General features: G+C 31.8%; 24 protein-coding genes and 1 pseudogene. 13 read left to right on the top strand and 12 right to left on the bottom strand.

From position 1 onward, the window contains the following. Positions 1-110: 110 nt before the first annotated feature. The 7 genes from BMX53_RS05850 to ygiD all read left to right on the top strand — a co-directional run bounded on the left by BMX53_RS05850 (position 111) and on the right by ygiD (position 5,665). Positions 111-512, top strand: a complete 402-nt coding sequence (locus BMX53_RS05850) for a hypothetical protein (RefSeq protein ID WP_038986697.1) — start codon at positions 111-113, stop codon at positions 510-512. Between the two features lie 3 nt (positions 513-515). After that, a complete protein-coding gene (locus BMX53_RS05845) occupies positions 516-1,061 on the top strand; it encodes a DNA-3-methyladenine glycosylase I (RefSeq protein WP_063175663.1) in 546 nt (181 codons plus the stop codon). A gap of 119 nt (positions 1,062-1,180) precedes the next feature. Then, the gene (locus BMX53_RS05840; RefSeq protein ID WP_063175664.1) at positions 1,181-1,975 is read left to right on the top strand and encodes a HipA family kinase; all 795 of its coding nucleotides are present in this window, start codon (positions 1,181-1,183) and stop codon (positions 1,973-1,975) included. Next, the gene (locus tag BMX53_RS05835; protein WP_063175665.1) at positions 1,962-2,336 is read left to right on the top strand and encodes a DUF3037 domain-containing protein; all 375 of its coding nucleotides are present in this window, start codon (positions 1,962-1,964) and stop codon (positions 2,334-2,336) included. Before BMX53_RS05840 ends, BMX53_RS05835 begins: the two co-directional genes overlap by 14 nt. A 1-nt stretch (position 2,337) precedes the next feature. After that, on the top strand, positions 2,338-4,119 hold the full coding sequence (locus tag BMX53_RS05830; RefSeq protein WP_063175666.1) for a TrkH family potassium uptake protein: 1,782 nt from the start codon (positions 2,338-2,340) through the stop codon (positions 4,117-4,119). Positions 4,120-4,127: 8 nt separating this feature from the next. Then, positions 4,128-4,811: a potassium channel family protein gene (locus tag BMX53_RS05825; RefSeq protein WP_038986702.1), complete on the top strand. Its 684-nt coding sequence runs from the start codon at positions 4,128-4,130 to the stop codon at positions 4,809-4,811. A 23-nt stretch (positions 4,812-4,834) separates the two neighbouring features. Continuing rightward, entirely contained in the window at positions 4,835-5,665 is an 831-nt protein-coding gene (ygiD, locus tag BMX53_RS05820) for a 4,5-DOPA-extradiol-dioxygenase (protein WP_038986703.1), read from the top strand. Here ygiD and BMX53_RS05815 read toward each other — a convergent pair. The 4 genes from BMX53_RS05815 to BMX53_RS05800 form a co-directional block, all read right to left on the bottom strand. Then, complete coding sequence (locus BMX53_RS05815) at positions 5,662-6,408, bottom strand: GNAT family N-acetyltransferase (RefSeq protein WP_241033340.1); 747 nt, start codon at positions 6,406-6,408, stop codon at positions 5,662-5,664. The two genes, ygiD and BMX53_RS05815, sit on opposite strands and share 4 nt — an antisense overlap. Before the next feature lie 97 nt (positions 6,409-6,505). Next, entirely contained in the window at positions 6,506-7,549 is a 1,044-nt protein-coding gene (locus BMX53_RS05810) for an NAD(P)H-dependent flavin oxidoreductase (RefSeq protein ID WP_074745064.1), read from the bottom strand. A gap of 11 nt (positions 7,550-7,560) precedes the next feature. Next, entirely contained in the window at positions 7,561-8,745 is a 1,185-nt protein-coding gene (locus tag BMX53_RS05805; RefSeq protein WP_052243548.1) for a serine hydrolase domain-containing protein, read from the bottom strand. Positions 8,746-8,812: 67 nt separating this feature from the next. Continuing rightward, a complete protein-coding gene (locus BMX53_RS05800; RefSeq protein WP_038986706.1) occupies positions 8,813-9,928 on the bottom strand; it encodes a C1 family peptidase in 1,116 nt (371 codons plus the stop codon). 71 nt (positions 9,929-9,999) lie between these two features. Here BMX53_RS05800 and BMX53_RS05795 point away from each other — a divergent pair, with 71 nt between their 5' ends. The 5 genes from BMX53_RS05795 (at position 10,000) to BMX53_RS05775 (ending at position 14,436) form a co-directional block, all read left to right on the top strand. Next, the gene (locus BMX53_RS05795; RefSeq protein ID WP_038986707.1) at positions 10,000-10,839 is read left to right on the top strand and encodes a 1,4-dihydroxy-2-naphthoyl-CoA synthase; all 840 of its coding nucleotides are present in this window, start codon (positions 10,000-10,002) and stop codon (positions 10,837-10,839) included. 499 nt (positions 10,840-11,338) lie between these two features. After that, the gene (locus BMX53_RS05790) at positions 11,339-11,641 is read left to right on the top strand and encodes a hypothetical protein (RefSeq protein ID WP_038986708.1); all 303 of its coding nucleotides are present in this window, start codon (positions 11,339-11,341) and stop codon (positions 11,639-11,641) included. Positions 11,642-11,780: 139 nt separating this feature from the next. Then, positions 11,781-12,692 carry a 1,4-dihydroxy-2-naphthoate octaprenyltransferase gene (gene menA / locus BMX53_RS05785; protein WP_038986709.1) on the top strand — a complete coding sequence of 304 codons (912 nt, stop codon included), beginning with the start codon at positions 11,781-11,783 and terminating at the stop codon, positions 12,690-12,692. 12 nt (positions 12,693-12,704) lie between these two features. Beyond that, positions 12,705-13,391 carry a metal-dependent hydrolase gene (locus BMX53_RS05780; RefSeq protein WP_038986710.1) on the top strand — a complete coding sequence of 229 codons (687 nt, stop codon included), beginning with the start codon at positions 12,705-12,707 and terminating at the stop codon, positions 13,389-13,391. A 4-nt stretch (positions 13,392-13,395) separates the two neighbouring features. Further along, a complete protein-coding gene (locus BMX53_RS05775; RefSeq protein ID WP_038986711.1) occupies positions 13,396-14,436 on the top strand; it encodes an o-succinylbenzoate synthase in 1,041 nt (346 codons plus the stop codon). A gap of 112 nt (positions 14,437-14,548) precedes the next feature. On the opposite strand, the gene BMX53_RS05770 is transcribed toward BMX53_RS05775, so the two are convergent. Then, complete coding sequence (locus BMX53_RS05770) at positions 14,549-15,418, bottom strand: helix-turn-helix domain-containing protein (protein WP_038986712.1); 870 nt, start codon at positions 15,416-15,418, stop codon at positions 14,549-14,551. 469 nt (positions 15,419-15,887) lie between these two features. Between BMX53_RS05770 and BMX53_RS05765 the strand changes: the two genes are divergently transcribed. Further along, positions 15,888-16,535, top strand: a complete 648-nt coding sequence (locus tag BMX53_RS05765; protein ID WP_242651260.1) for a DMT family transporter — start codon at positions 15,888-15,890, stop codon at positions 16,533-16,535. 101 nt (positions 16,536-16,636) lie between these two features. Here BMX53_RS05765 and BMX53_RS05760 read toward each other — a convergent pair whose 3' ends face one another. The 7 genes and pseudogenes from BMX53_RS05760 to BMX53_RS05730 all read right to left on the bottom strand — a co-directional run bounded on the left by BMX53_RS05760 (position 16,637) and on the right by BMX53_RS05730 (position 26,097). Further along, positions 16,637-17,545: a phospholipase A gene (locus tag BMX53_RS05760; RefSeq protein ID WP_074745062.1), complete on the bottom strand. Its 909-nt coding sequence runs from the start codon at positions 17,543-17,545 to the stop codon at positions 16,637-16,639. 8 nt (positions 17,546-17,553) lie between these two features. Beyond that, positions 17,554-20,199, bottom strand: a complete 2,646-nt coding sequence (locus BMX53_RS05755) for a DNA gyrase/topoisomerase IV subunit A (protein WP_074745060.1) — start codon at positions 20,197-20,199, stop codon at positions 17,554-17,556. Positions 20,200-20,201: 2 nt separating this feature from the next. Continuing rightward, positions 20,202-22,055, bottom strand: coding sequence for a DNA topoisomerase IV subunit B (locus tag BMX53_RS05750; protein ID WP_038985184.1), 1,854 nt, complete (start codon positions 22,053-22,055; stop codon positions 20,202-20,204). Between the two features lie 75 nt (positions 22,056-22,130). After that, the gene (locus BMX53_RS05745) at positions 22,131-23,051 is read right to left on the bottom strand and encodes a YihY/virulence factor BrkB family protein (protein WP_038985182.1); all 921 of its coding nucleotides are present in this window, start codon (positions 23,049-23,051) and stop codon (positions 22,131-22,133) included. Positions 23,052-23,268: 217 nt separating this feature from the next. Then, positions 23,269-24,363 (bottom strand): redox-regulated ATPase YchF, encoded by a 1,095-nt coding sequence (ychF, locus tag BMX53_RS05740; protein ID WP_074745058.1) that lies wholly within the window; start codon positions 24,361-24,363, stop codon positions 23,269-23,271. A 371-nt stretch (positions 24,364-24,734) separates the two neighbouring features. Further along, positions 24,735-25,028 (bottom strand): annotated as a pseudogene (locus BMX53_RS05735) (hypothetical protein); the annotation flags it as partial. Between the two features lie 94 nt (positions 25,029-25,122). Then, the gene (locus BMX53_RS05730; RefSeq protein WP_038985177.1) at positions 25,123-26,097 is read right to left on the bottom strand and encodes a deoxyhypusine synthase family protein; all 975 of its coding nucleotides are present in this window, start codon (positions 26,095-26,097) and stop codon (positions 25,123-25,125) included. Between the last annotated feature and the right edge of the window lie 9 nt (positions 26,098-26,106).

The following is a 26,106-nucleotide window of genomic DNA, read 5'->3' as shown; positions in this document are numbered from 1 at the left end:
GCTCTCTATCAATTGTTCTAATTTTTAGCAAATAGATAATACTAACATTATCTTAGCTTTTAGTAAACTATTTTATTAGTAGATTTGTTCTAATTAGAAAAAAGAGACAAATGATTAAGTTTAATAAAGAAACTCAGCAATTAGAAATAAATGACAATTATAAAGGAAGACTTACTTCTTCTAGAATTATGTCTACATCTATTCTAGTACTAGGAGCTGTGAGATTATATACTGCCAATTGGCAAATGCCTAATGAGATGGACTATGTCTTCTGTATTGTTGTAGCTACGTTTTTATATATTACAGTAAAGAATTTTTTAATCAATACTTCTATTGATAAGATAGATAAGCACAATATTAAGTATGTCAAAATGCCGAAAGGACTAGCTACTAAAGCTGTAGTGCGTCTTAATAATAGAAAGGTGAGAGACGTTTATGGACTTAAGACTGTTGAGGCTAAGAACGCTTTTAGAAAGGTTTTAAGCGATGCTAAGATTAAAGTAGTTAATTAGTATATGGCAGATAAGAAACACTACTGTGACTTCTGTAATGAAATGCCAGCTGACTCTGATAATCCTAATAAGTATTATCACGATTATGAATATGGTTTTGAGATAGAGAATGACAATGAATTATTTGAGCGCTTAGTATTAGAAATTAATCAAGCAGGACTAAGTTGGAATACCATTCTGCAAAAGAGAAAAAACTTCCAAGAGGCTTACGCTAGATTTGATATAAATACAGTAGCAGGCTTTGGAGAGAAAGATATTGAGGCTTTGTTGCAGAACAGTGGAATTATTCGCAATAAACTAAAGGTTAATGCTGCTATATATAATGCTAATAAAATCATTGAATTACAACAGGAGTTTGGAAGTTTTAAACAGTGGTTGGACTTACATAAAGAATATGATTTAATTGCTTGGGTTAAGTTGTTTAAGAAGCATTTTAAATTCGTAGGAGGTGAGATTGTCAATGAGTTTCTAATGAGTACAGCTTACTTACCTGGATCACATCGCCATGATTGCCCCATACACAAAAAGACAATCTTTTATGAGAAGTAATAAATACTTCTCTAATCATATAAGTCTTCGAAAGAAGGAGAACTAAAATTTAACTCTCAAAGTAAGTTACTTTGGGGGTTTTTTAGTTAATATTGCACAATATTTCTGATATAAATTAAATGGAGAATAATATAAGTTTAAGGACTGTAACCGTTACTAGGTATATTATGCCGCTTAGAGAAGGAGGGTCACTACCTGCTTTAGCGGATGCAGATGACGGGTTTAAGTATGTACTAAAATTTAGAGGAGCAGGCCATGGAGTTAAAGCACTTATTGCTGAATTACTTGGTGGATTAATAGCTAAGAAGTTAGGACTTAATGTACCTGAGCTAGTATTTGCAGAATTAGATGAAGCTTTTGGTAGAACTGAAGCTGATGAAGAAATACAGGACTTACTTCAATTTAGTAAAGGACTAAACTTAGGTTTACACTTTTTATCAGGAGCCTTGACTTATGATCCTTCTGCACTAGAGATAGATAGTAAATTAGCCTCTCAGATTGTTTGGCTAGATGCTTTTATTACTAATGTAGATCGTACTTTTAGAAATACGAATATGCTTGTTTGGCATAAAGAACTTTGGTTAATAGATCACGGAGCTTCTTTTTATTTCCACCATTCTTTTACTAATTGGGAAAAAGGAGCACTTACTCCGTTCTCATTTATAAAAGATCACGTGCTATTACCAGTGGCAAATGATATCGATTTAGTAGATAAAGAATTTAAAGCTTTACTTAAAGAAGAAGACCTTAAGTGTATTACAGATCAAATACCTACCAACTGGTTAGAATGGGAAGAAAGCGATTTGACTAGTGAAGAAATTAGAGCTATTTACTTTGAGTTTTTAAAGAGTAGATTGGCCAACTCTCATGTATTTGTTAACGAAGCAAAAAAACATCGCGATGCAAGTATATGAGTATGCAATTATTAGGTATACACCTAAAGTAGAGAGAGAGGAGTTTATTAATATTGGGGTTTTAGTCTTCTGTAAATCCAAGAGAATTCTTCTGTCTTCTTTTTATTTAGATGAGAAGAAGATCAGTTGCTATGAAAGTGAATTAGACTTTGAAACACTAAAGCTTCACGTTGATGCTTTTGAACATATCGCGAAGGGGATTTGTAAAGTATCTCCTATAGCAACACTTGACGCTGCAGAACGCTTTAGATGGCTTACAGCTGTTAAGAGTTCTTGTATTCAATCTTCTCGTCCACACCCTGGAATGGCTGAGGATATGGAGGGGGTATTAAATAAACTGTTTAAAGAATTAGTCCTATAAAATGCCACTGTATTATCTTAAAGACCATTTGATTAAACAATTAAAGTTTGTATTAGTCCGTCTTCCTTTTTGGATAAGCTTTATTACCTTATTTACATTGATATATGATTTAGGGTTTAATACGCTTAACGATTATCACTATCACTTAAATATTATGTATAACATATGTTTAAGTATTGGAATGGTAGCTATTGCGATGCGATATCTCAATAAAGGAAACCACGAAACAACAGGAGTCAAGATTTTTGACATATTTAGTATCCTTCTATTCTTGACTTTAATTATAGCCAGGATCTTACCTGAACATACTATCCGTTTCTTTGACAGCAATGCTGTTATTTTCTTTGGGGTGTTCTTAATGGTTGTGAGAGAATTCTCTGTACTTCAATTAAACTTAAGACAGACTAGAATGAATCCAGCCCAATTATTTGTAGTCAGTTTCTTACTGATTATTTTTATTGGAGCTTTTATGCTTTCATTTCCCAAGGCTACTAATACACCAGGTAGTCTGCGTTATATTGATGCTTTATTTACAGCTACTAGTGCTGTGTGTGTAACAGGATTATCTACAGTAGACATAGGAGCACAGTTTACTATATTTGGAAAGACTGTCATGATCTTCTTAATGGAATGTGGAGGATTAGGAATTATGACTATTGCTAGTTACTTTAGTTTCTTTTTTAGAGGTAAAGCATCTTATGGCAATCAATTAGTTCTAAAAGATATGTCTTATATCGACAAACTAGGAGATGTGTTTGCGACATTAAAGCGAATCATCCTTATCTCTGGAGTAATCCAGTTTATAGGTATGATAGCTATATTTATAAGTATTCGCCATCAGGAGTTTAACTCTCTATTTGATAGAGTGTTTTTCTCTATATTTCATGCAGTATCTGCATTTTGTAATGCCGGATTCTCTACTTTACCTGAGAATTTATACACGTTTGAATACAGGTTTAACTATCCATTACACTTAATAATAGCAGGGTTATTTATCATGGGAGGACTTGGTTTTCCTATCGTATTTAATATCTATAAGTATGTACAGCACTTAATCATTAATAGATTGCTGCCTTTTAGTATGAAAGAGGCTAAAGTGTATGTACCTAGAGTAATTAACTTAAGCACGCGTATTATCTTAATTACGACTATAGCTTTAATCGTTGGAGGAACATTCTTAGTTTATGTTTTAGAGTACAATAACACCCTAGCAGAACATGAGGGAATAGGTAAGTTAGTCACTGCGTTCTTTACTGCGACTTCACCACGTACAGCAGGTTTTGCATCAGTAGATAACAATTTGTTTAGCGTATCAACATTTTTACTTATTATACTATTAATGTGGATTGGAGCATCACCAGTATCAACTGGAGGAGGGATTAAGACCAGTACTTTCGCTATCGCTATATTAAATATATGGGCGTTGATGAAAGGAAAGTCTCGTATTGAAGTTTATAGAAGAGAGGTAGATCAGTTATCTATACAACGTGCTTTTGCTATTATCTTCTTATCTTTATTTGTAATTGGATGTGCTATTTTTGCACTGTCCTTTTTTGAACCAAATATTGATTTATTAAGACTAGCATACGAAGCTTTCTCTGCATATAGTACTTCTGGATTAAGTGCAGGTATAACCGCTAAACTAACTGATCCTAGTAAAGTCACGCTTATCATGCTTATGTTTATAGGTAGGGTAAGTATGCTTACGATACTTATAGCTATTAGCAAAAAAGAAACACTTACAAATTATAGATATCCAACAGAGGAAATTCTTATTAACTAAAAAGAAAGATGAAATATATTATTATAGGTTTAGGAAACTTTGGAGCGTCACTAGCTCAAAAACTAACAGAACAAGGTAATGAAGTTATCGGTGTTGATAAGAATATGGCTAGAGTAGATGCTAATAAGGATAAGATATCTCATACCATCTGTTTGGACTCTACCGACCAGTATATAATGTCAGGATTACCATTAGCTAATACAGATATCGTCATAGTAGCTATTGGTGAAGATCAAGGGGCTAATATTATGACTACTGCTGTTCTTAAAAATCTAAATGTAAAACGCCTTATAAGCAGAGCTATCACTCCCGTACACGAGAATGTATTACAAGCTATCGGAGTAGATGAAATCGTTCACCCTGAAGAGGAAACTGCAGAGAGATGGGCTAAGAAACTATGTATAAAAGGGGTAGTGGACTCTTATGAAATTAATGGTCGTTATAGTATCGTAGAGATTACAGTATCTGATCGTTTTGCAGGAAGGACTCTAGGAGAAATAGGTTTTAGAACAAACTATAATTTAGTTGTATTAACTACTCTTAAGATTAAAGAAGAGAAGAGTTTTATCGGTTTACATAAGAAGATTCATGAAGTACAAGGAATTGCGTCTTATGAAACTGTGCTTAATAAAGGTGATATCATGGTTATCTATGGAGATAATAGAGATATCAAAAAAATACTAGCCGAATAGTATTAACACATAAAGTATAAGCTATGCAACATCAGGTTTTAAATGATTTATTTTGGTTAAAAGATAGAGCAGAGGAGATGCCAGTCCTTTTTATAGGGCATGGTTCTCCTATGAACGCTATAGAAGATAATGAGTTTTCTAATTATTGGAAAAACTTAGGAAAACAATTACCAAAACCTGAAGCTATACTTGTAGTCTCTGCTCACTGGCTAACAAAAGGAACTTTAGTGACAGCTAACTCAACACTAGAGACTATACATGATTTTAGAGGATTTCCTCAACCTTTATTTGATGTTAACTATGATGTACAAGGGAGTCCTGAATTAGCTAAAGATATAGTCAAGCTTAGTCTAGACCAACATGAGATTCATGAAGACTTGACATGGGGATTAGATCATGGTGCATGGTCTATATTATGCCATCTATTTCCGGAAGCTAATATACCTGTACTTCAATTAAGTATTGATTATTATAAAGGAAGTGATTATCACCTAGAAATAGGCCGTCAATTAAAAGCACTAAGAAAAAAAGGCGTAATAATTATAGGTAGTGGAAATATAGTACATAACTTATCTGCTATTGATTGGAAGAATATGAATACTGATAATTACGCCTATGATTGGGCAATAGAGAGTAATGAAATCATAAAGAATGCTGTCTTAACAGGTGACTATAAATCCCTTATAGATTATAAAAATAAAGGTGTTAGTCTGCAATATGCAATACCAACACCTGATCATTATTTTCCGTTATTATATACTTTAGGTCTAGTTAACAAAAATGACAATGTACATATCTTTAATGATAAATATGTAGGAGGGTCATTAAGTATGACTTCTTTTCTATTTGGTTAGTCTAGATACATTTCCATTTCTACCTGTTCTAGATAAGGTTCACCGCCTATAGATTTAAAGAAAGAGTGTATTCCGAAGTTTTGACCATCGATATTAGTTATAGTGAAGTTTTTATCATTTCCTATTAACTCTTTTACCATAAAAGAAGCAATACCTTTACGTCTATAGCTTTCTTTTACCCAGATCTGTAATATCTTATTATATCTAGGATCAAATATTAGATACCCAACTGTTGTGTTTCCGTTGATTGTCGCTTTGCGAATAGTTAATGTTGTTTCAAAATTATGAATACAAAATTCATTATTCTCCCATGTAGGTATAATATCTTTTTCTGCAAAAGAGATAAGATATTCATAGTATGGTAGATTATTAATCTGAAGGCCTTCTATCTCTTCTGATTTAGAGCTCTTCACATTCGTAATCCCCTTTACACAATTAACAACTCTCCATTTTTTAAAACCAATTTTGCGATAAGATTTAGATGCAGTCTCATTTGAACTTACTACTTCTAAATTTATTTTACGCATATTAAAGCTCTTAAATAGAGGTATAGCATAATCATACATCTTATTAGTTAGATTATTTCCTCTAAATGAAGGTAATACTCCTGTAGCAGAATTATATAAATAATTATTATTCTTAGCGTGTAATATAAAACCAACAAGCTCTTTATTACAAAAAGCTCCTACAGAAATGGTAAGATCTATTCCTTCTGCTTTAATTTTATCTTTTAATTGTTCCATTGTCAGTTTTACTGGGACTGTATGGTCAGAGAAAGATTTATTAAATACAAGCAGTAGCTCCTCTAAATTTACATTCTTTAAAAAACGATATTGAAAACTATAAGTCATATACTTCTTTAATCAATTTATTGGTAATATTAAACGATGATTCTTTTCTAGCATAGTGGGCATTAGTACCGCACCAAAGAGAATTAAAGTTATGAATTTTTTTTTGTTTTGCAAAACTTCTTAGTTTTTGTGTTAAAATGTTTTGAATAGGGAAGTAAGGTATAGAATTGTTAGAATTATCTATATAATTTATGTATTCATTAAGAATTCCTCTAGCAAACTTGCCAGAAAATGATTTGGTTAATTTGGTTTCTACAGGCTTTCCTTGATTTAAAAGTTCTTTTTGATAGTCCATAGCCGCACCTTCGTCTGATCCAATATATAAAGAACCATAGCAAATCATAGCAGCCCCTTTGTCTAAATACTTCTTGCCGATCTGACCACTATAAAGTCCACCTGCTACAAATATTGGTTTATTAACTAAAGGAAATACTCTATCAAATAGGTCTTCTAATGGGAGGTTGTCTTCTAGAGAATCTTTAAGGAATGAGCCTCTATGTCCACCTGCTTCGATGCCTTGAAGTAAGATAGCATCGATACCTTTGTTATCTAAAAAGACAGCTTCCTCAACTGTGGTAGCTGTCCCAATTAGATAAATATTATGATGATGTAATTCTTCTATCTCTTGATCATTAAAACAACCAAAAGTAAAAGCTAAATATTTTAGTCCAAGACGTTTAACAAGTTCTAAATTCTGTGTATATCCATCTTGTTCAAATGTTTCTATTCTTTGGTGAGTATAACCAATTTGCTTTCCTAAATTAGTTAACTCATCTTGCATATTATCTATTTCTTCTTTATTAATATCCACTACAGGATTAAGAAATAGATTAACTATAAAAGGCTTATTAGTCAACGACTTAGTCTTTAATATTAATTGCTCATTTAAGCTAGTAGGTAAACCTCCTAATGGGAGCGTACCTATACAGCCTGTATTGCTCACTGCAGCTACCATCTCTGGTGTTGCAACTCCTAACATAGGAGCTTGACAAATAGCGTATTTAATACCGAAGATATCATTAGCCTTTTTCATATTCTTATATTTTATAGTTCCATATTTCCAACTGGATAGTCACCAAAATGGTGAGATAAACTAACTGTCTTATAAGTAGCACTAGAATATTTATTAGAAAATAGAATAATACATACATTATCTTTGGCTAATCTGATATAAGAAGAAGTGTTTCCTCTCCACCAGCCATTGTGATATGTGTAATTATCTCCATTATCCATTTCTATTAATCTAAGTCCTAAACCATAGTTTCTCTTTCCTTTACTTTCATAACTATAACCTTTAGTCATCTCTTGTTTAAGATCTGCACTTAAAAAGTTATCTGAATATAATGCTGTATCTAACTTTAAGAAATCTCGTGGAGTAGTGTATATATTCTTATCTCCATAAGTTCCATCTAGATAATCCCAGCGTTGTAATTTACTATTGTTATAAAATGACTGCGTAACTTGATTCTTTTTAGATAAATCATCAAATACAAAGCTGTGCTCCATCTGTAGAGGTTCAAAAATAAGTTCTCTTAAGGCTTCTTTGAAGGTCTTATTTGTCACTCTTTCTACGATAGATGCTAATAATACATAGTTAGTATTGCTATAAGTAAACTTGCTGTTAGGTCTAAAATCTAAACTAACTTTCTTAGTATTTATAGCGTTAATAACATCCTCATTATTTACAGTCTTTTTAACGTCCCATACGTTCTTATAATATCCGTAATATCCTAAACCACTTCTGTGACTTAATAAAGTTCTGACTGTAATCTCTGGATAAGGAAAACCATCTATAATATCAGAGACGCTCTGATCTAAATCAATCTTCCCTGCGTCAACTAATCTAAGAACAGAAACAGCAGTAACTACTTTTCCTACAGAAGCTACGTGCATTGGAGTTTCACTATTTATAGAATCATTGCCATATCGGTCAGCTACACCAGAATAGTTCTCATATATTATCTGTCCGTTTTTAGCGACTAAAAAGCTACCTGTATAACCAGCTTTATTAATATTATCGTTATAAAAATTTTCTATTATATGTGCCTTCTCAAGGATATACTCAGTAGGAACAGTAGGAAACTCTACTTTATAAGGGTTGTCTACTAATACATTGCGTTCCTTAACTAAAGGCATATTAGATGCTAGATCTTTATTTTCTTTTTGTTGGCATGCATTAAATGCTAATGCAGTAATTAGCGATAATGCTATATATCTTTTGTTAATCATTCTTTCTCTAATAGAAGACCAGTCTAGATAGATTAGATAGGCTGGCCTCATTTAATTGTCTTTACTACTATTTTATCCCCAGTTTTTCTCTAGTAGATTTCTGTAATCCATCCTTGTGTAATAACACCGAAATAGACTTTAATCTCATATATGAAATACTCATGTAAATATAACCATCATTTCCTACACGATCACTATTTGCACCCCATGAATTTTTTACTTTGTAGTAAAAATTACCATTTTGGTCCTTAACTTTACCAACGATATGCATTAAGTGATCATCTTGAGTATTAAAGTTGTAAAATTCCTGTAATCTATATTCAGGGCTAATTACTTTTTCTGGTATAATTTCTGTTAATCCCTTTTCATTATCAGCATTATTGTCAGCTATAAAAGCTACTCCATACTTACCAGAGAAGGTCTTCTCAGATACATCACAGTCTAATGATAATGAATATCCATTTTTTAATGCATTATCTATATTAGTTATATATTCATCTAATGGTAAATTATACATACTTCCGTTCGAGAAATTATCTGGAATATTCAGAATAAACGCAGAATACTCTTTTTTATTTTGAAACGAAGTAATTGTTACATAATCATCTGGATTTAGAGTAGTCATTTTCAAAAAGCTCTCTGGAGTATATTTCTTGCCTTGGTAAGTAAATTCATTAATATTCTTACCCATATACATATCTAATACATTCTCTGTTATTTCTTTCCAGTTACTTGAAATAGGAGAATCACTCTTAGCATAAGCTTCTATAATTCCTTTAAGTACTTTAAAAAGTTCGCTGTGATCATAAGTTTCTTTCCCCACTAGACCCGAATATGCTTCAATAGGTACAAGTCCGTACGTTCTAATACTATTAATAACATCGTGTGCTAAACCTCCTTGACCAAACTGTGTTTTACCTTGTCTCAATATATAATTCTCTATCTTCTCAGGGTATATATTTCTCACTGTATACATTTCTGATAGATCTATATGTTTATTAGTCTTACGCATTATTTCAGACTCTAAAAATGAAGATGTACTAAAACTCCAACATGTTCCTGTCTTTCCTTGGCTAACAACAGGAGTTGCATCAAGGTCTATAAGGGTTTGAAATTCATACTTTTGAGCATATGAACTCATAGTAGCAAATATGATACTAAGTGATAAGATTGTTTTTTTCATGGATTATAATGTTTTGGAATGGCAATATAATGTAAAAAATAGGTTATTTTTACGGTAAATTCAAAAACATTATGAGTAAGATTCAATGGGAAACAGCTATCGAGTTTGAGGACATTACATATAAAAAATGTAATGGTGTAGCTCGTATTGCTTTTAACAGACCTGAGGTTCGCAATGCTTTTAGACCTAAAACAACTAGTGAACTATATCGTGCTTTCTATGATGCACAAGAAGATACATCAATAGGAGTAGTATTATTATCTGCAGAGGGGCCATCACCTAAAGATGGTATATACTCTTTCTGTAGTGGTGGAGACCAAAAGGCTAGGGGACACCAAGGATATGTAGGGGATGATGGTATGCACCGTCTAAATATCTTAGAGGTACAACGTCTTATTAGATTTATGCCTAAAGTAGTTATCGCTGTGGTGCCTGGATGGGCAGTAGGTGGAGGACACAGTCTTCACGTAGTATGTGATATGACATTAGCTAGTAAAGAGCACGCTATCTTTAAACAAACTGATGCTGATGTTACTAGTTTTGATGGAGGTTATGGTTCTGCTTATTTAGCTAAGATGGTTGGTCAAAAGAAAGCTAGAGAGATTTTCTTCTTAGGTAGAAACTATTCAGCTCAAGAAGCATTCGAAATGGGAATGGTAAACGCTGTTATTCCTCATGATGAACTAGAAGATACTGCTTATCAATGGGCTCAAGAGGTATTAGAAAAGTCTCCTACTTCTATTAAGATGCTTAAATTTGCAATGAATTTAACTGATGACGGAATGGTAGGTCAACAAGTATTCGCTGGAGAAGCTACTCGTCTTGCATATATGACTGATGAAGCTATAGAAGGACGTAATGCATTCTTAGAAAAGAGAAAGCCTAACTTTCCTAAAAAATGGATTCCATAATAGACACCTGTTCTATTTAAATATTATACCAAGCCACTCTAGTTTTAGAGTGGCTTTTTTATTTAGCAAAAAACACGTTGGAATGAGTCCATAGTGCGTCCATGATGTGTCCATAGCACCTCTATTAAAATGAATGTTTTAATAGAGGTGCTATAGATTTATTATTGATTAATTATTCTGGCATTCGTACTAAATAGTACTTTAATTTATTCTCTTATGAGTATCTATTATAATAGATCTGCACATTTAAATAACAGTTTCACATAAACTAATTGACTTAAATTATTACTTTACATAACATCTAATATGCACTAACAATCAGTGTATTATATTTAATATAATACATACTATAATAAAAAGTTATGACTTGTTTTTAGCCTATTATCCAGCTTTTTAAAGGTCTCTTAGAAGAATAAAAAACTTTTAAAAATAAGTTCTTTTTATATGGTTGCTAATTGAATAAGATTTAACTTTACTACAAACAAGTTGAAATACTAACATGGCAAAAATAATCTTAAGAAGAAAAAAAGCTTTCGTCGAAAGATTTAGAAATTATAAAGTTTTTTTAGATGGAGAGAAGATAGGCTCTATTGCTAATAATACTGAAATATCTTTTGAGGTAGAAGAAGGTAAACATATACTTAGTACAAAGATTGACTGGAATACGTCTAATGCTATTATCTTCGAGATTGCAGAAGATCAGATATTGACTTTCTCTGTAAAGGGGGCTAATCCTTTATATGCACTATATTACACCTTTGCGAAACCACATAAGTATCTAAAGCTTAAACTTATTGGTTAATACAATATGTAATCTTCTTTTGAATGTATTTAATACTATATGAAGAATAGCTTATTATGTCATAATTTCTCTTTAATTTTGAGGTTTTAATACTCTCTACAAGTAGTTCTTTACTTAGTAGAAAAACTTAGATTTATTGATGATAAAAATTAAAGCTTGGGTAAGTGCTGCTAGATTACGCACATTACCACTTTCTGTTTCAGGAATAATAGTTGGTAGTGCATGTGCTTATCCTTATTTCGCAGCTAATCCTTCTTTCTTGAGTATATTTTCTTTTGCTATACTAACGACTCTGTTATTACAAATCTTATCTAACTTTGCTAATGATTATGGTGATGGTGTAAAGGGAACGGATAATGAAACGCGTATAGGGCCTCAAAGAGCACTACAGAGCGGATTAATAAGCCCTAAAGAAATGAAACAAGGAGTTATAGTTACTTCTTTATTATCTCTTATATCAGCTTTAATACTAATCTATATTTCTTTTGGTAAGGACAATTTCTTTACTTCTTTATTTTTCTTTGTATTAGGTATTGCCTGTGTTGCAGCGGCTATTAAATATACTGTAGGATCTGGCGCATACGGATATAAAGGATTAGGAGACTTATTTGTATTTATATTCTTTGGGCTAGTGAGTGTTATAGGATGTTTTTATTTATATGGTATGCACTTTGATCTTTGGGTGGTACTACCTGCTATTGCTATTGGAAATCTTAGTATAGCTGTATTAAACATTAATAATATGAGAGATCTAGAGTCAGATAAACTAGTAGGTAAAAATACTTTAGCTGTTAAACTAGGTAGACAGGGCGCTAAACAATATCATTATTTTATTGTTCTTTTTGCTTTAATTGCAATTATAGTATATGGGATACACGCTAATCTAGCTATATATAAATACTTCTTTATAATAGCTTATATTCCTTTATTAAAACATCTTGTTTTTGTAAAGAAAAATATAGAACCAAGAGAACTAGATTCTCAAATGAAAATTGTAGCATTAAGTACTTTTTTACTTTCTGTGTTATTTTCAATAGCTTTAGTACTTTAAAATTTTAGAATTATGAAAATCACTTATTACGGACATGCTTGTTTAGGTATTCAAATAGAAGATATTAATATTATAGTTGATCCTTTTATTTCGGGAAACCCTTTGCCAGCAGCTAAGAATATAGATGTAGATACTATAAAAGTAGACTATATCTTAATTACACATGCTCATGGAGATCATATTGCAGATGTAGAACGTATAGCAAAAAATAATCCAGAGGCTCTTATAGTATCTAATGCTGAAATAGCAGGACATTATGAAGCGAAAGGGTTTAATGCACATCCTATGAATCACGGAGGTTCTTGGTTATTTGACTTTGGTAAACTAAAATATACACCAGCGATACACTCTAGTTCTTTTCCTGATGGAAGTTATGGAGGACAACCTGGTGGTTTTGTAATTGAAAGTAAAAACAAGAATATCTATATAGCTGGAGATACTTCGCTAACAATGGATATGACGTTAATACCAATGTTTACTAATCTTGATCTAGCTATTTTACCTATAGGAAGCAATTTTACAATGGATATTGATGAAGCTGTTGTTGCTTCTGATTTTGTAAAATGTGATAAAGTTTTAGGTTACCATTTTGATACTTTCGGATTTATTGAAATTGATCATGAAGAAGCTAAACGAAAATTCTTTGAAAAAGGTAAAGATTTAATGTTATTAAATATTGGAGAAAGCTTAACATTATAGAAAGATGAAAGCGAGTTATCAAAAATATAATTTACTATTTAAACGACCTTCAGGTACTTCTAGAGGAGTATTAACTGAAAAAGAAACATGGTACATTATATTAGAAGAGAATAATAAGATAGGAATAGGAGAGTGCGGTATACTGCGCTCTCTTAGTTTTGATGATAGACCAAATTATGAGGAAAAACTTAATTGGGTAATTTCTAATATTCATTTAGGTAAAGATCAATTATGGGAAGAGCTTAGAGACTGGCCATCAATACAGTTTGGTATAGAGCAAGCTTTTTTATCATTAGAGAGTCAAGACCCTTTTGTTCTTTTCCCTTCAAAATTCACTGATGGAAAAAAATCTATTTCTATTAATGGTTTAGTCTGGATGGGAGAAGAATCTTTTATGAAAGATCAAATTGATGAGAAATTAAAAGCTGGATTCAATTGTGTTAAACTTAAAATTGGAGCTATTGATTTTGATAAAGAATTAGGGCTCCTAAAGTATATTAGAAAACATTATTCTGCCTCAGATATTGAGTTAAGAGTTGATGCTAATGGAGGTTTTACACCTGAGGACGCTTATAATAAACTTTTAGAATTAAGTAAATTAGATCTCCATAGTATAGAACAACCTATAAAACAACATCAGGCTATAAAAATGGCAGAGTTATGCTCTAATACTCCATTACCTATAGCATTAGATGAGGAATTAATTGGCATCACTAATCTAGTAGATAAAGCTAAATTACTAGATACTATAAAACCTCAATATATTATACTTAAACCTAGTCTTATAGGTGGTTTTAAAGGAAGTTTAGAATGGATAGAACTAGCTAATGAGCGAAATATAGGATGGTGGATTACTTCTGCTCTAGAAAGTAATATTGGCTTAAATGCAATAGCTCAATGGACTTATACTTTAAACTCATTAATGCCGCAAGGATTAGGAACTGGAGCACTGTATACTAATAATATAGACTCTCCTTTAGATGTAAGAAATGGAGCTCTATGGTATAACCCTTCTAAAGAATGGAATAAAAACTTCTTTAAATAATATTAAGATCAAAAAGGCTACTTATTCTATGAGTGGTCTTTTTTTTTAACAGATAAGTTGGGGACATTCTGTTATTTTGATTAAGAAAAGGAGGGAAGGGGACTTGGGCTTCTTAAGATTTTCTATACTCATCAGGAGAAACTCCTACATACTTCTTAAAAAATCTAGAAAAGTAAGAATTATCTTTAAAGCTTAATTTATAAGCAATTTCTCCAGCAGAAAGATTAGTATTAACTAATAATCTTTTACTTTCTAATAAAATACGGCTTCTAATAATTTCACCAGCAGATTGTCCTTTAATTTTTTGACAAATAGCATTAAGGTAGTTCGGTGTTACATATAAAAGCTTAGCATATTCTTTAGGGAATCTAAGTTCATAAAAATTCTTCTCTACTAAATGCTCATATTGCTTTACCAGATTAGAAGGTTGTAGTTGATTATAAGAGAAGTTATTCTCTTCATTAATCTGCTTTTTTAATAATAATAAAAGCTCAAGAATGTAAATTCTAATCAAATTAGAATCACAATGTTCTTTAATCTGATATTCGAAAGTTATCTTATCAAAGATATTAACTACAGTAGAAAACTGTTGAAATATATTAAGCTTACTATATTCTGAACTATATTCAAAAAATGGTAATGACTGTACAAAATCACCATTTAATAAAAAGGAAGAGAAGAAGTCAGCAGTGAAGTTTATAATAAAACCTTGAGTAGTTTCATTAAAATCCCAACGGTGAACTTGACCTGGTGATAAAAAGAAAATATCTCCTTTAGCAACTGAATGACTTTCATTATCTATATAATGGATACCTGAACCACCAGTAATTAAAAGGATTTGATAAAAAGCATGATGATGTGCAATAGAGACAACATTATTACGCATTTGAATAATTCTATGTAAATCAAAAATAACACAATCTTTTAAAACATTATTCTGATCTAAAAGATCACAACTGTTATATCTAGGAATTCTCTTCATATTTTAATTAAGCTGTTAATAAACTTAAAATAATAAATTATATATTATAATTTCTACAAAATTAGTAATTATTTCTTTACTAAGATTAAATTGTTTGATTTATATATCTAATATGCCATAAATATTTTGTATCTTATATTTATAATAGATGTTATGTAAAATAGGATATTTTAATACTACTATTTACCTTTATTTTATATATACTAAGTTTTTAAAATATATCTTTGTTTATATAATAAATAAACTGATGTTCTATCTAATTCTTAGTATTCTTAGCAGTATCTCTGTTGGTGTCTTTTTAAAAGTCCTTAAGAAAAATAAAACTGATATTTTTCAGATAATTATATTGAACTATATAACTACTGTATTTTTATCTTTTTTGATCTTTAAGCCAAATATTCAATTCTCAGATAATTTTCCTTTTTTATTAATTAGCTCATTAGGAATTCTATTACCTACGATTTTTGTTATGCAATATCTGAGTATTAAAAATACAGGTATTATAAAAACAGATATAGCTCAGAGAATGTCTTTATTTATTCCAATATTAGCTTCTATCTTTATTTTTAAAGAAGATATTTCTAACCTAAAATATATTGCCTTATTAATAGGTTTTCTTTCTATAGGCTTTATTTTAAAAAAAGAAGACAATAGTAATATTAAAACTAAATACAGCTTTCTCTATTTAGTTTTTGTTTTCTTTGGCTTTGGTATAATAGACATCTGTTTTAAACAAGTGGCTCTATACAGTACTACTCCTTATACCACTACTCTATTTTTTATATTTTGTATGGCTCTAATACTTTCTATCATATTCTATGGCAGTTATTTGAAAATTATTAACCAGAGATTTATTATTACTAAAAAGACAGTTCTTTTTGGAAGTTTGATAGGAGTTTTAAATTTTATGAATATCTACTTTTACTTAAATGCTCACAAAGCTTTTTCGAGTAATCCTACAGTAGTATTTGCTGGAATGAATTATGGAGTTATATTATTAGGTACTTTAATAGGTTATTTCTATTTTAAAGAGAAACTAAGTAAACTAAATATCTTAGGTCTATTATTATCAGTTATATCTATTGGTTTGTTAATATATAGTCAATTAAGTAGTTAAAATCAGATTAGTAAATCTACTTTATATAATTAATTGTTCTATGACAGAATTCGAGTTAAACAAAGAAGGGCGTAATTTTATAAAATTACGCCCTTCTTTGTTTAAAGCCATTCCATTAATGAAATACCCAGACCTATAGTAGTCTGTTTCCAATTATAATCAATCATTGTTTCACCATATCCATGATTTACAACTAAGAATGCTTTAAGATTATTCTTAATAGGATAAGCCCAAGTAAATTCAGCAAATCCTTTATAGTGTTGATTAAATCTAAGATTGTTTCTAACCATTAGTGTAAATAGTTGGCCATTTTTAGGTTGATAACCAACGATGAACTCTGCTCTACCAACATAGTCTTCAATATTTGGATTATCATCTGATTCAGCTTCTTCTTGAAGTCTAAACCAAGGACGTGCTAAGAATGTCCAATTCTTATATTCCATTCCTAAATGCATAGTTACTCTATTCCAACTCCTAGAATAAGGCAAGCTTTTCCCATTAGATTGATGATTAAATCCAACCCCAGCCATCGTAAACTTAAAATCATTAATAGATAAATCTAATGGATAATTAAAGATAATCTCTGGTTCGTAGTTTAATTCTCTAAAGGGTCTAGATTCCTTCTCATTATAAGCTTGCCAATTGGCGGTCTGAGTAAATGCTAGCCAAATATCTCCTTTTCCCCATAGAAGTCCAGTTGCTACTTTTGTTTTAAAACTAATTTGAAACCTTATTTCTGCTCTATTATAATCAATAGGCTCTGTTGCAGAATTAGTCTCATGTAGACTAGTAGGCATCTCATTAGGTTTATTAGTCCAGCGTGCAGGTAATAGATAGACAGGCTTATAAGGTGTAAGTGTAAAAGTCTTTCCCTTACGCTCAGGATTTAGATCCCATCTGTCTCTTAAACTTCTAATCTCTCTATTATTATCAAATATATAATCATCAGGCTCTTGTGCAAAAAGCTGACTACTAAATAATAGAGAGAGTAGTAAGTATTTATATTTCATCTGTTTATTTAAAAAAGTAAAGTCTGCTGTCCATCATCATCTATCTCTGTGTTTGGAGCTTCACCTATTATTATTGTTTCTTCTTCTTCCTCTTCCTCCTCCTCTTCTTCAGTATAAGCTAAGGATTCTAAGATATTCACTTGTTTGATTTTATCTATAGAGATTTGATTACCTAAAGCTTTAATTCCCTTAATAGTTATAAATTGCTCAACATCAATAGTTTGATTTTCTTTTTGTATGCCTTTTACTTTAGGATATACAATTTCAAAAACAGGTCTAAAGTCAGTAGAAACAATCTCTAATCTAGAATTAGCATGCTCTGTTATAAACAATTCTTCTCTATTCTCATTCTCGATAAGGAAGCGTTTAAGATAATAACGCATCTTCTCTCCATCAAAGTATAAAGCAGATATAGGCTTATTCGCTTTCCACTTTTCTAGGACAATCATATCCTCTTCAAAGTGAGTAGTCAATTCAGGGATAATAGTTTTAACCTTACCACTTTGACTAACTATCAATAAGCGATCCTCTGGTTTAAATTCACCTAAAAGCTCTCCTCTACCATCAACATTTAGTCGTTTTACAGTTTCATCAAACCATATTTTGCGTGGACGTAAAGTTGAAATACCTTTCTCTTTTAGTTCTATTTTCTTAATCGCATATTTAGTAACTACATTTCCTTTAGCAGCTCTACCTTTAATTAGTAATTCAGCAAAATCTAAGTCAAACTTAAGCTTTTTAACACTAGTTAATTGTCTCAAGATAATAGTTACTACTTCTGCTTCACCATTAGGGTTTGCAGAGAAATATAGAATCTGAGATCCTGGCTTATCTTGTGTTAATGGATACATTTTATCACGAGTAACTCCTGTAACATTAAAACGTTTTATAAATGAAGAACCCGATTTACCATCTCTATAGATGATATTATAAATAGTACGCTTATCACTTTTATCCCATACAGCAATATGAATAATATCTTTACCAACAAATTTCTTCTCGTCAACTCTAGATACCATCATAGAACCATCTCTTAAGAATACGATCACGTCATCGATATCAGAACAGTCACATACATACTCATCTTTACGAAGTCCAGTACCAAAGAAGCCTTCTTCTCTATTTACATAAAGCTTAGTATTTCTAAGAACTACCTTAGTTGCCTCAATAGTATCAAAATTTCTTAATTCAGTAAGACGTTCTCTGCCCTTACCATACTTCTCTTTAAGTGTAGTAAAGTATTTAATAGCAAAATCTACTAAATGCTCTAAATTGAACTTAACTGTTTCTATTTCAACTTCTAAAGCTTCAATATTCTGATTTGCCTTATCAATGTCAAAACGAGAAATACGTTTAATTCTTATTTCAGTTAATCTTGCTATATCATCTTGAGTAATAGCTCTTTTAAGATTCTTAACAAAAGGCTTTAACCCTTCATCAATAGCAGAAAGAACACCTTCCCATGTTTCTTCTTCCTCAATAGCACGATAGATACGATTCTCAATAAAAATACGTTCTAAAGACAAGAAGTGCCATTTCTCTTCTAATTCATTAAGCTCTATTTCTAGCTCTTTTCTTAACAACTCTACTGTTTGTTCAGTAGAATTTTTAAGCATTTCTGAGACACCTGTGAATAATGGTCTATTATTCTGGATCACACATCCCAATGGAGCAATAGATGTTTCACAAGCAGTAAATGCATATAAAGCATCAATAGTCTTATCAGGAGAAGTACCAGGAGGTAGATGAATAAGTATTTCTACTTGTGCAGCAGTGTTATCCTCTATCTTTTTAATCTTAATCTTTCCTTTCTCATTAGCCTTTAAAATACTATCAATCAAACTAGTAGTTGTAGTAGAAAAAGGAATCTGAGTAATCACTAAAGTATTCTTATCTAGTGGAGCTATTTTAGCTCTTACGCGAACACGTCCACCACGAGCACCATCATTATAATTAGATACATCAGCAATACCCTCTGTTGGGAAGTCTGGATATATAGTAAAAGGTTTACCCTTTAATATTTTAATCGAAGCATCTATCAGTTCATTAAAGTTATGTGGAAGTATCTTAGTAGATAATCCTACAGCAATACCTTCCCCTCCTTGAGCTAATAATAATGGAAATTTAACAGGTAGATTAATAGGTTCATTACGTCTACCATCATATGATGCTTGCCAATTAGTAATCTTAGGAGAATACAATACATCTAAAGCAAACTTGCTTAGACGAGCTTCGATATAACGAGATGCTGCAGCACCATCCCCTGTAAGGATATTACCCCAGTTCCCCTGCATATCGATAAGTAAATCTTTTTGACCTAGCTGTACTAGAGCATCACCAATACTTGCATCTCCGTGAGGATGATACTGCATAGTATGCCCTACAATATTAGCTACCTTGTTATAACGTCCATCATCCAACTCTTTCATAGAGTGCATAATACGTCTTTGTACAGGTTTAAAACCATCTTCGATAGCAGGTACAGCACGTTCTAAGATAACATAAGAAGCATAGTCAAGGAACCAATCCTTATACATACCTGTTACCTTGGTAATAGTTTCTGTTACTTCCTCTTGTGCATCTGAGAAATCCTCTACTTGATGCTCATTATTTGTATTGTTTAATTCTTGCTCTAAATTTTCTTCTTGGCTCATAATTATTGTTCTACAACATCAAGTTCAACTTTAAGATTGTCAATGATAAACTCTTGTCTATCAGGAGTATTTTTACCCATATAGAACTCTAGCATTTTATCTATAGACATCGACTTATCTAACATAACAGGGTCTAATCTAATATCTTCTCCAATGAAATACTGAAACTCATCTGGAGATATCTCTCCTAAACCTTTAAATCGTGTAATTTCTGGTTTTGGTTTCAGTTTTTCGATTGCATTAACGCGTTCTTCTTCACTATAACAGTAAATCGTTTCTTTTTTATTTCTTACCCTAAACAAAGGAGTTTGTAGAATATACAAGTGTCCCTCTTTTATTAACTCAGGGAAAAATTGTAAGAAAAACGTAATTAATAATAATCGAATGTGCATACCATCCACATCGGCATCAGTAGCAATTACGATATTGTTATATCTTAAGTTTTCGAAGTCTTCTTCTATATCTAACGCAGCCTGTAATAAGTTAAACTCTTCATTTTCATAAACAATTTTCTTTGTCATTCCATAAGAGTTTAGAGGCTTACCTCTTAAACTAAATACAGCTTGTGTATTAACGTTTCTTGATTTAGTAATAGAACCAGAAGCAGAGTCTCCCTCGGTTATAAACAAAGTACTATCTAGATAAAGAGGATTCTTAATATCTGTCAGATGTACTCTACAATCTCTTAACTTTCTATTGTGTAAACTAGCCTTTTTAGCACGTTCTTTAGCTATCTTTCTAATTCCAGATAACTCTTTGCGTTCTTTTTCAGCTTGTAATATTTTCTTTAATAAAGCCTCAGCAATATCAGGGTTTTTATGTAGGTAGTTATCTAACTGTGTTTTAACAAAGTCATTTACATATGTACGCACAGTAGGTAACTCTGGTCCCATATCTGTAGAACCTAATTTGGTCTTTGTTTGAGACTCAAATACCGGCTCCTCTACTTTAACTGCGATTGCAGCTACTATAGATTTTCTAATATCAGATGCGTCAAAGTTTTTGTTGTAAAACTCTTTTAAAGTTCTTACTAAAGCTTCTCTAAAAGCAGCTAAGTGAGTACCACCTTGAGTAGTATTTTGCCCATTAACGAATGAATAATACTCTTCTGAATATTGACTTTTACTATGCGTTAATGCTATTTCTATATCATCACCTGATAAGTGAATAATTGGATAGACTTGATCATCTTCAGTAATATTCTCTAGTAATAAATCCTTAAGACCGTTTTCAGAGAAGAACTTCTCCCCATTAAACATTACTGTCAATCCTTTATTTAGGTAACAGTAATTCTTAAGCATACGTTCGATATACTCTTTTCTATACTTGTAGTTCTTAAAGATAGCTTCATCTGCTACGAAAGAAACCTTAGTCCCCTTTCTTCGTGTAGTTTCTACTAGCTCCTCTTCAGTTACTAAATCTCCTGCAGAGAACTCAGCTCCTTTAAGTTGCCCATCACGTACAGACTCCACTCTAAAGTAGTTTGACAAAGCATTCACTGCTTTTGTACCAACACCATTTAGACCAACAGACTTTTTAAATGCCTTAGAATCGTATTTACCCCCAGTATTCATTTTAGATACTACATCTATCACTTTACCTAAGGGAATACCACGACCATAGTCTCGTACAGTCACAAGTTTATCTTTGAGAGTTACCTCAATAGTTTTACCTGTTCCCATTACGAATTCATCTATACTGTTATCTATAACCTCTTTGATTAGAATGTAGATACCATCATCAGGAGACGAACCGTCACCTAATTTTCCGATATACATACCAGGACGCATACGAATGTGTTCCTTCCAATCTAATGAACGAATATTATCTTCGGTATATTGACTTTGATCTTGCATAAAAACGTAGGAATTTCCGCTAATTTACTACTAATTAGCCTAAAATAAAAATTGTAAAATGACTGTTTTTTAGAATTAATCCTCTTCTGAAGATTTAATCACATTCTTTTCTATCTCAACAGAATAGGGACCTGGAGTAATCTTTCTTCCATAAAGTTTAGCGTAATTTTTAGTAAACTCAGCCCCAAAATATAGAATCATAGCTGAATAGTAAATCCATATTAACATAACTGTCACAGAACCAGCTGCTCCGTATAAAGATGAAGACGCAGTATTACCTAAATACCAACCTATGGCGAACTTTCCTATCATAAATAAAATGGCTGTAAATCCAGCTCCTACAAAGGCGTCTTTCCACTGAAGCCTACCATTGGGAAGAGTTTTAAATATCAGAACAAATAGAATCGTTATAATTAAGAATACAACTACATTGTTCAGTAATTTAACTAAATTAATAGCATCTTCTGTAAAGAAATTACCAAGATAAGTATATAATAAACTAACAACAGAATTGACCATTAAGCTAACAAGTAATACAAAGCCAACAGAACCAATCATTGCGAAAGAAAGCAATCTATTCTTCACTAATCTCTTGATACTCTTGTCTGGCCTTGCAACCATTCCCCATATATAATTAATAGAACTCTGTATCTCAGCAAAAACTCCAGAAGCACTAAAGAGTAAAATACCTATACCAATAACTGTTGTGATATACCCACTTTTCTTATTGAATTGTACATTCTCCATTGCCCGCTGTACTTCCGATGTAGTATTGGGCCCTACCATATCTTTTAATTGATCGTAAAAGAAATTAGCTACTTCTTTCTCTTCGAATAGAAATCCACTAGCAGAAATGATCAAAAGCATCAAAGGAGGTAAGGCAAATATGGTATAATAAGACAACGCTGCGCTAAACTTCATAGCATTGTCATCTAAGAAGTCTAAAACAGATTGTTTAAATAATAATATTAACTTTTGTAACCTACTTTTCTGCATAGTTAATCTTTGATAAGGGTAATGAATATTATTTTAACAGTGTCATATTAACTTTATATAACAGCTATTGTATTGATTATTAATACAGAAGTAAACAACTTCTGTACTTGCAAAAATCAAATACAAAATTCAATAAAATTTTAACATTTCCTAATTAACTATAGAGAAAAATATTAGCAAAAAAAAAAGAAGCATTAAGCTTCTCTTTTCTAATTCTTTATACGTTGAAACGGAAATGCATTACATCACCATCTTTAACGATATATTCTTTACCTTCTACTCTTAGTTTTCCAGCTTCTTTTACTTTAGCTTCAGAACCGAAAGTTACATAATCATCATATCCGATAACTTCTGCACGGATAAATCCTTTCTCAAAATCACTGTGGATAACTCCAGCAGCTTGAGGTGCAGTATCTCCTACTTTAATAGTCCAAGCTCTAACCTCTTTCACACCTGCTGTGAAGTAAGTTTGAAGATTTAATAGTTTATATGCAGAACGGATTAGTTTAGATACTCCTGGTTCTTCTAAACCTAAATCTTCTAAGAACATTTGTCTTTCTTCATAAGTTTCTAATTCCATGATATCAGCTTCAGTACCTACAGCTAATACGATTACTTCTGCGTTTTCGTCTTTTACTAGCTCTTTTACTTTTACTACATAGTCATTTCCATTTACTGCTGCACCTTCATCTACGTTACACACATATAACACAGGTTTAGTAGTAATTAATTGGAAGTCTTCTAATAACTCTTCTTCATCTTGATTTTTAGCCTCTACTACACGAGCAGATTTACCCTCTAATAAAGTAACTCTAATTCTTTCTAATAAATCAGCTTCTGCTTGAGCTTCTTTATTTCCAGTTTTAGCTGCTTTCTTAACTTTCTCTAATCTTTTCTCTACAGTCTCAAGATCTTTTAACTGTAACTCGATATCGATAGTTTCTTTATCTCTGATTGGATTTACATTTCCATCAACGTGAATGATATTATCATTGTCAAAACAACGTAAAACGTGGATAATAGCATTACACTCTCTAATATTTCCTAAGAATTGGTTTCCTAAACCTTCTCCTTTACTTGCTCCTTTTACTAATCCAGCAATATCTACAATCTCTACAGTAGCAGGTAATACACGCTCTGGTACTACTAACTCTTCTAGTTTAGACAATCTTGGATCTGGTACATTCACAACCCCAATATTCGGTTCTATTGTACAAAATGGGAAGTTAGCGCTCTGTGCCTTTGCATTAGATAAACAATTGAATAATGTTGATTTACCTACATTTGGCAATCCTACTATACCTGCTTTCATATTTTAAAATATATTGTGAATTTTTAATCGTTTGCAAATATATTGAAAATAATAGAAGTTCATAGTCTTAAAACAAGTTTCCCATTAAATAAAACATTACTAATTAAGCGATGAACTTATTATTTCAAATTAATCTGACTAAATAACTCTGAGCTTTAAAGAAGAGGTTGTTATAGTTAAACCCATATTCCGCATTAGCCAAATACTACGAACTAATTCTAGTTTATATCTCTTTCACTATCTGGGTTAAACCAGATAAAGTAAAAAACAAACAAAATAAATGACTTTACACTACTTAATCAATAAGACTCAAGAGTAAAATAAAAAAGCCACTCTAATTGAGTGGCTCTTCTATATAGATTATTTTGTTAATCTTCATCGTCAGCAATTTCCAAGTCTTTTAATGCATCTAATGAATCCTCTGATGAATCTACGAATTCTTCATCTTCATCATCGAAGTTTTCAATTCTATCTGCTAACTTAGTACTTACTTTTACCAGGTATATAGTATCTTCAGTTCTCACCTCCACTGCCTCAACAGTTTCGTTTTTTACGTTTTTAAAACGAATAATATCTGAGTCATCATACCCGTCAGGAAATTTCTCCACCAATAATGTCAAAATTTCGTTCGTTAACTTTGCGTAATCAACAATTACTCTCTTCATTCTTTGTTCTTGCTTTATTTCAGTTTCAAATGTAATAGGTAAATTGTAAACTACAAATAAAATACCACATTTATTTACTGCGAAAAATTAAAAATTAATTACCAAGAATATATGCAAAAATTAATGGCGCACAAATCGTAGCATCTGACTCAACAATGAATTTAGGTGTATCGATATCTAATTTACCCCAAGTAATTTTTTCGTTAGGAACTGCCCCTGAATATGATCCATAAGATGTAGTTGAATCAGAGATTTGGCAGAAGTATGACCAGAAAGGTACATCTTCCCACTCTAAATCTTGGTACATCATTGGAACAACACAGATAGGGAAATCTCCAGAGATACCTCCTCCGATTTGGAAGAATCCTACTCCATGTCCTCCTGAGTTAGCTCTATACCATTCAGTTAAGTAAATCATGTACTCAATACCTGTTTTAACAGTGTGTACATTTAATTTTCCTTTGATTACGTTAGATGTAAAGATATTACCACATGTAGAATCTTCCCATCCTGGACATACGATTGGAATGTTTTTCTCAGCCGCAGCAACAATCCAAGAATCTTTAGGATCGATTTCATAGTATTGCTCTAATACACCAGAGTTAACTAATTGGTATAAGAATTCGTGTGGGAAATAACGTTTTCCTTCAGCCTCAGCAGCATGCCATACATCTTCTAAGTGTTTTTGTAGACGACGGAAAGCCTCTTCTTCAGGAATACATGTATCAGTTACACGGTTATAGTGGTTATCTAATAACTCTCTCTCTTGTTCTGGAGTCAAATCTCTATAATTTGGAACTCTTTTGTAGTGAGAGTGAGCAACCAAGTTCATCACGTCCTCTTCTAAGTTAGCTCCTGTACAAGAAATGATTTGTACTTTATCTTGACGAATCATCTCTGCTAAAGAAATTCCTAACTCAGCAGTACTCATAGCACCACCCATAGAGATTAACATTTTTCCTCCAGCGTCTAAGTGTGCTTCATATCCTTTTGCAGCATCCACTAACGCAGCAGCGTTAAAGTGTCTATAGTTATGCTCAATAAACTGACTAATTGGTCCTTTACTCATTTTATTTTT

The organism is Myroides marinus (assembly GCF_900109075.1).
Taxonomy (GTDB): Bacteria; Bacteroidota; Bacteroidia; order Flavobacteriales; family Flavobacteriaceae; genus Flavobacterium; species Flavobacterium marinum_A.
Note: the sequence above shows the minus strand (reverse complement) of the source record. Positions and strands in the feature narration are given on the sequence as shown.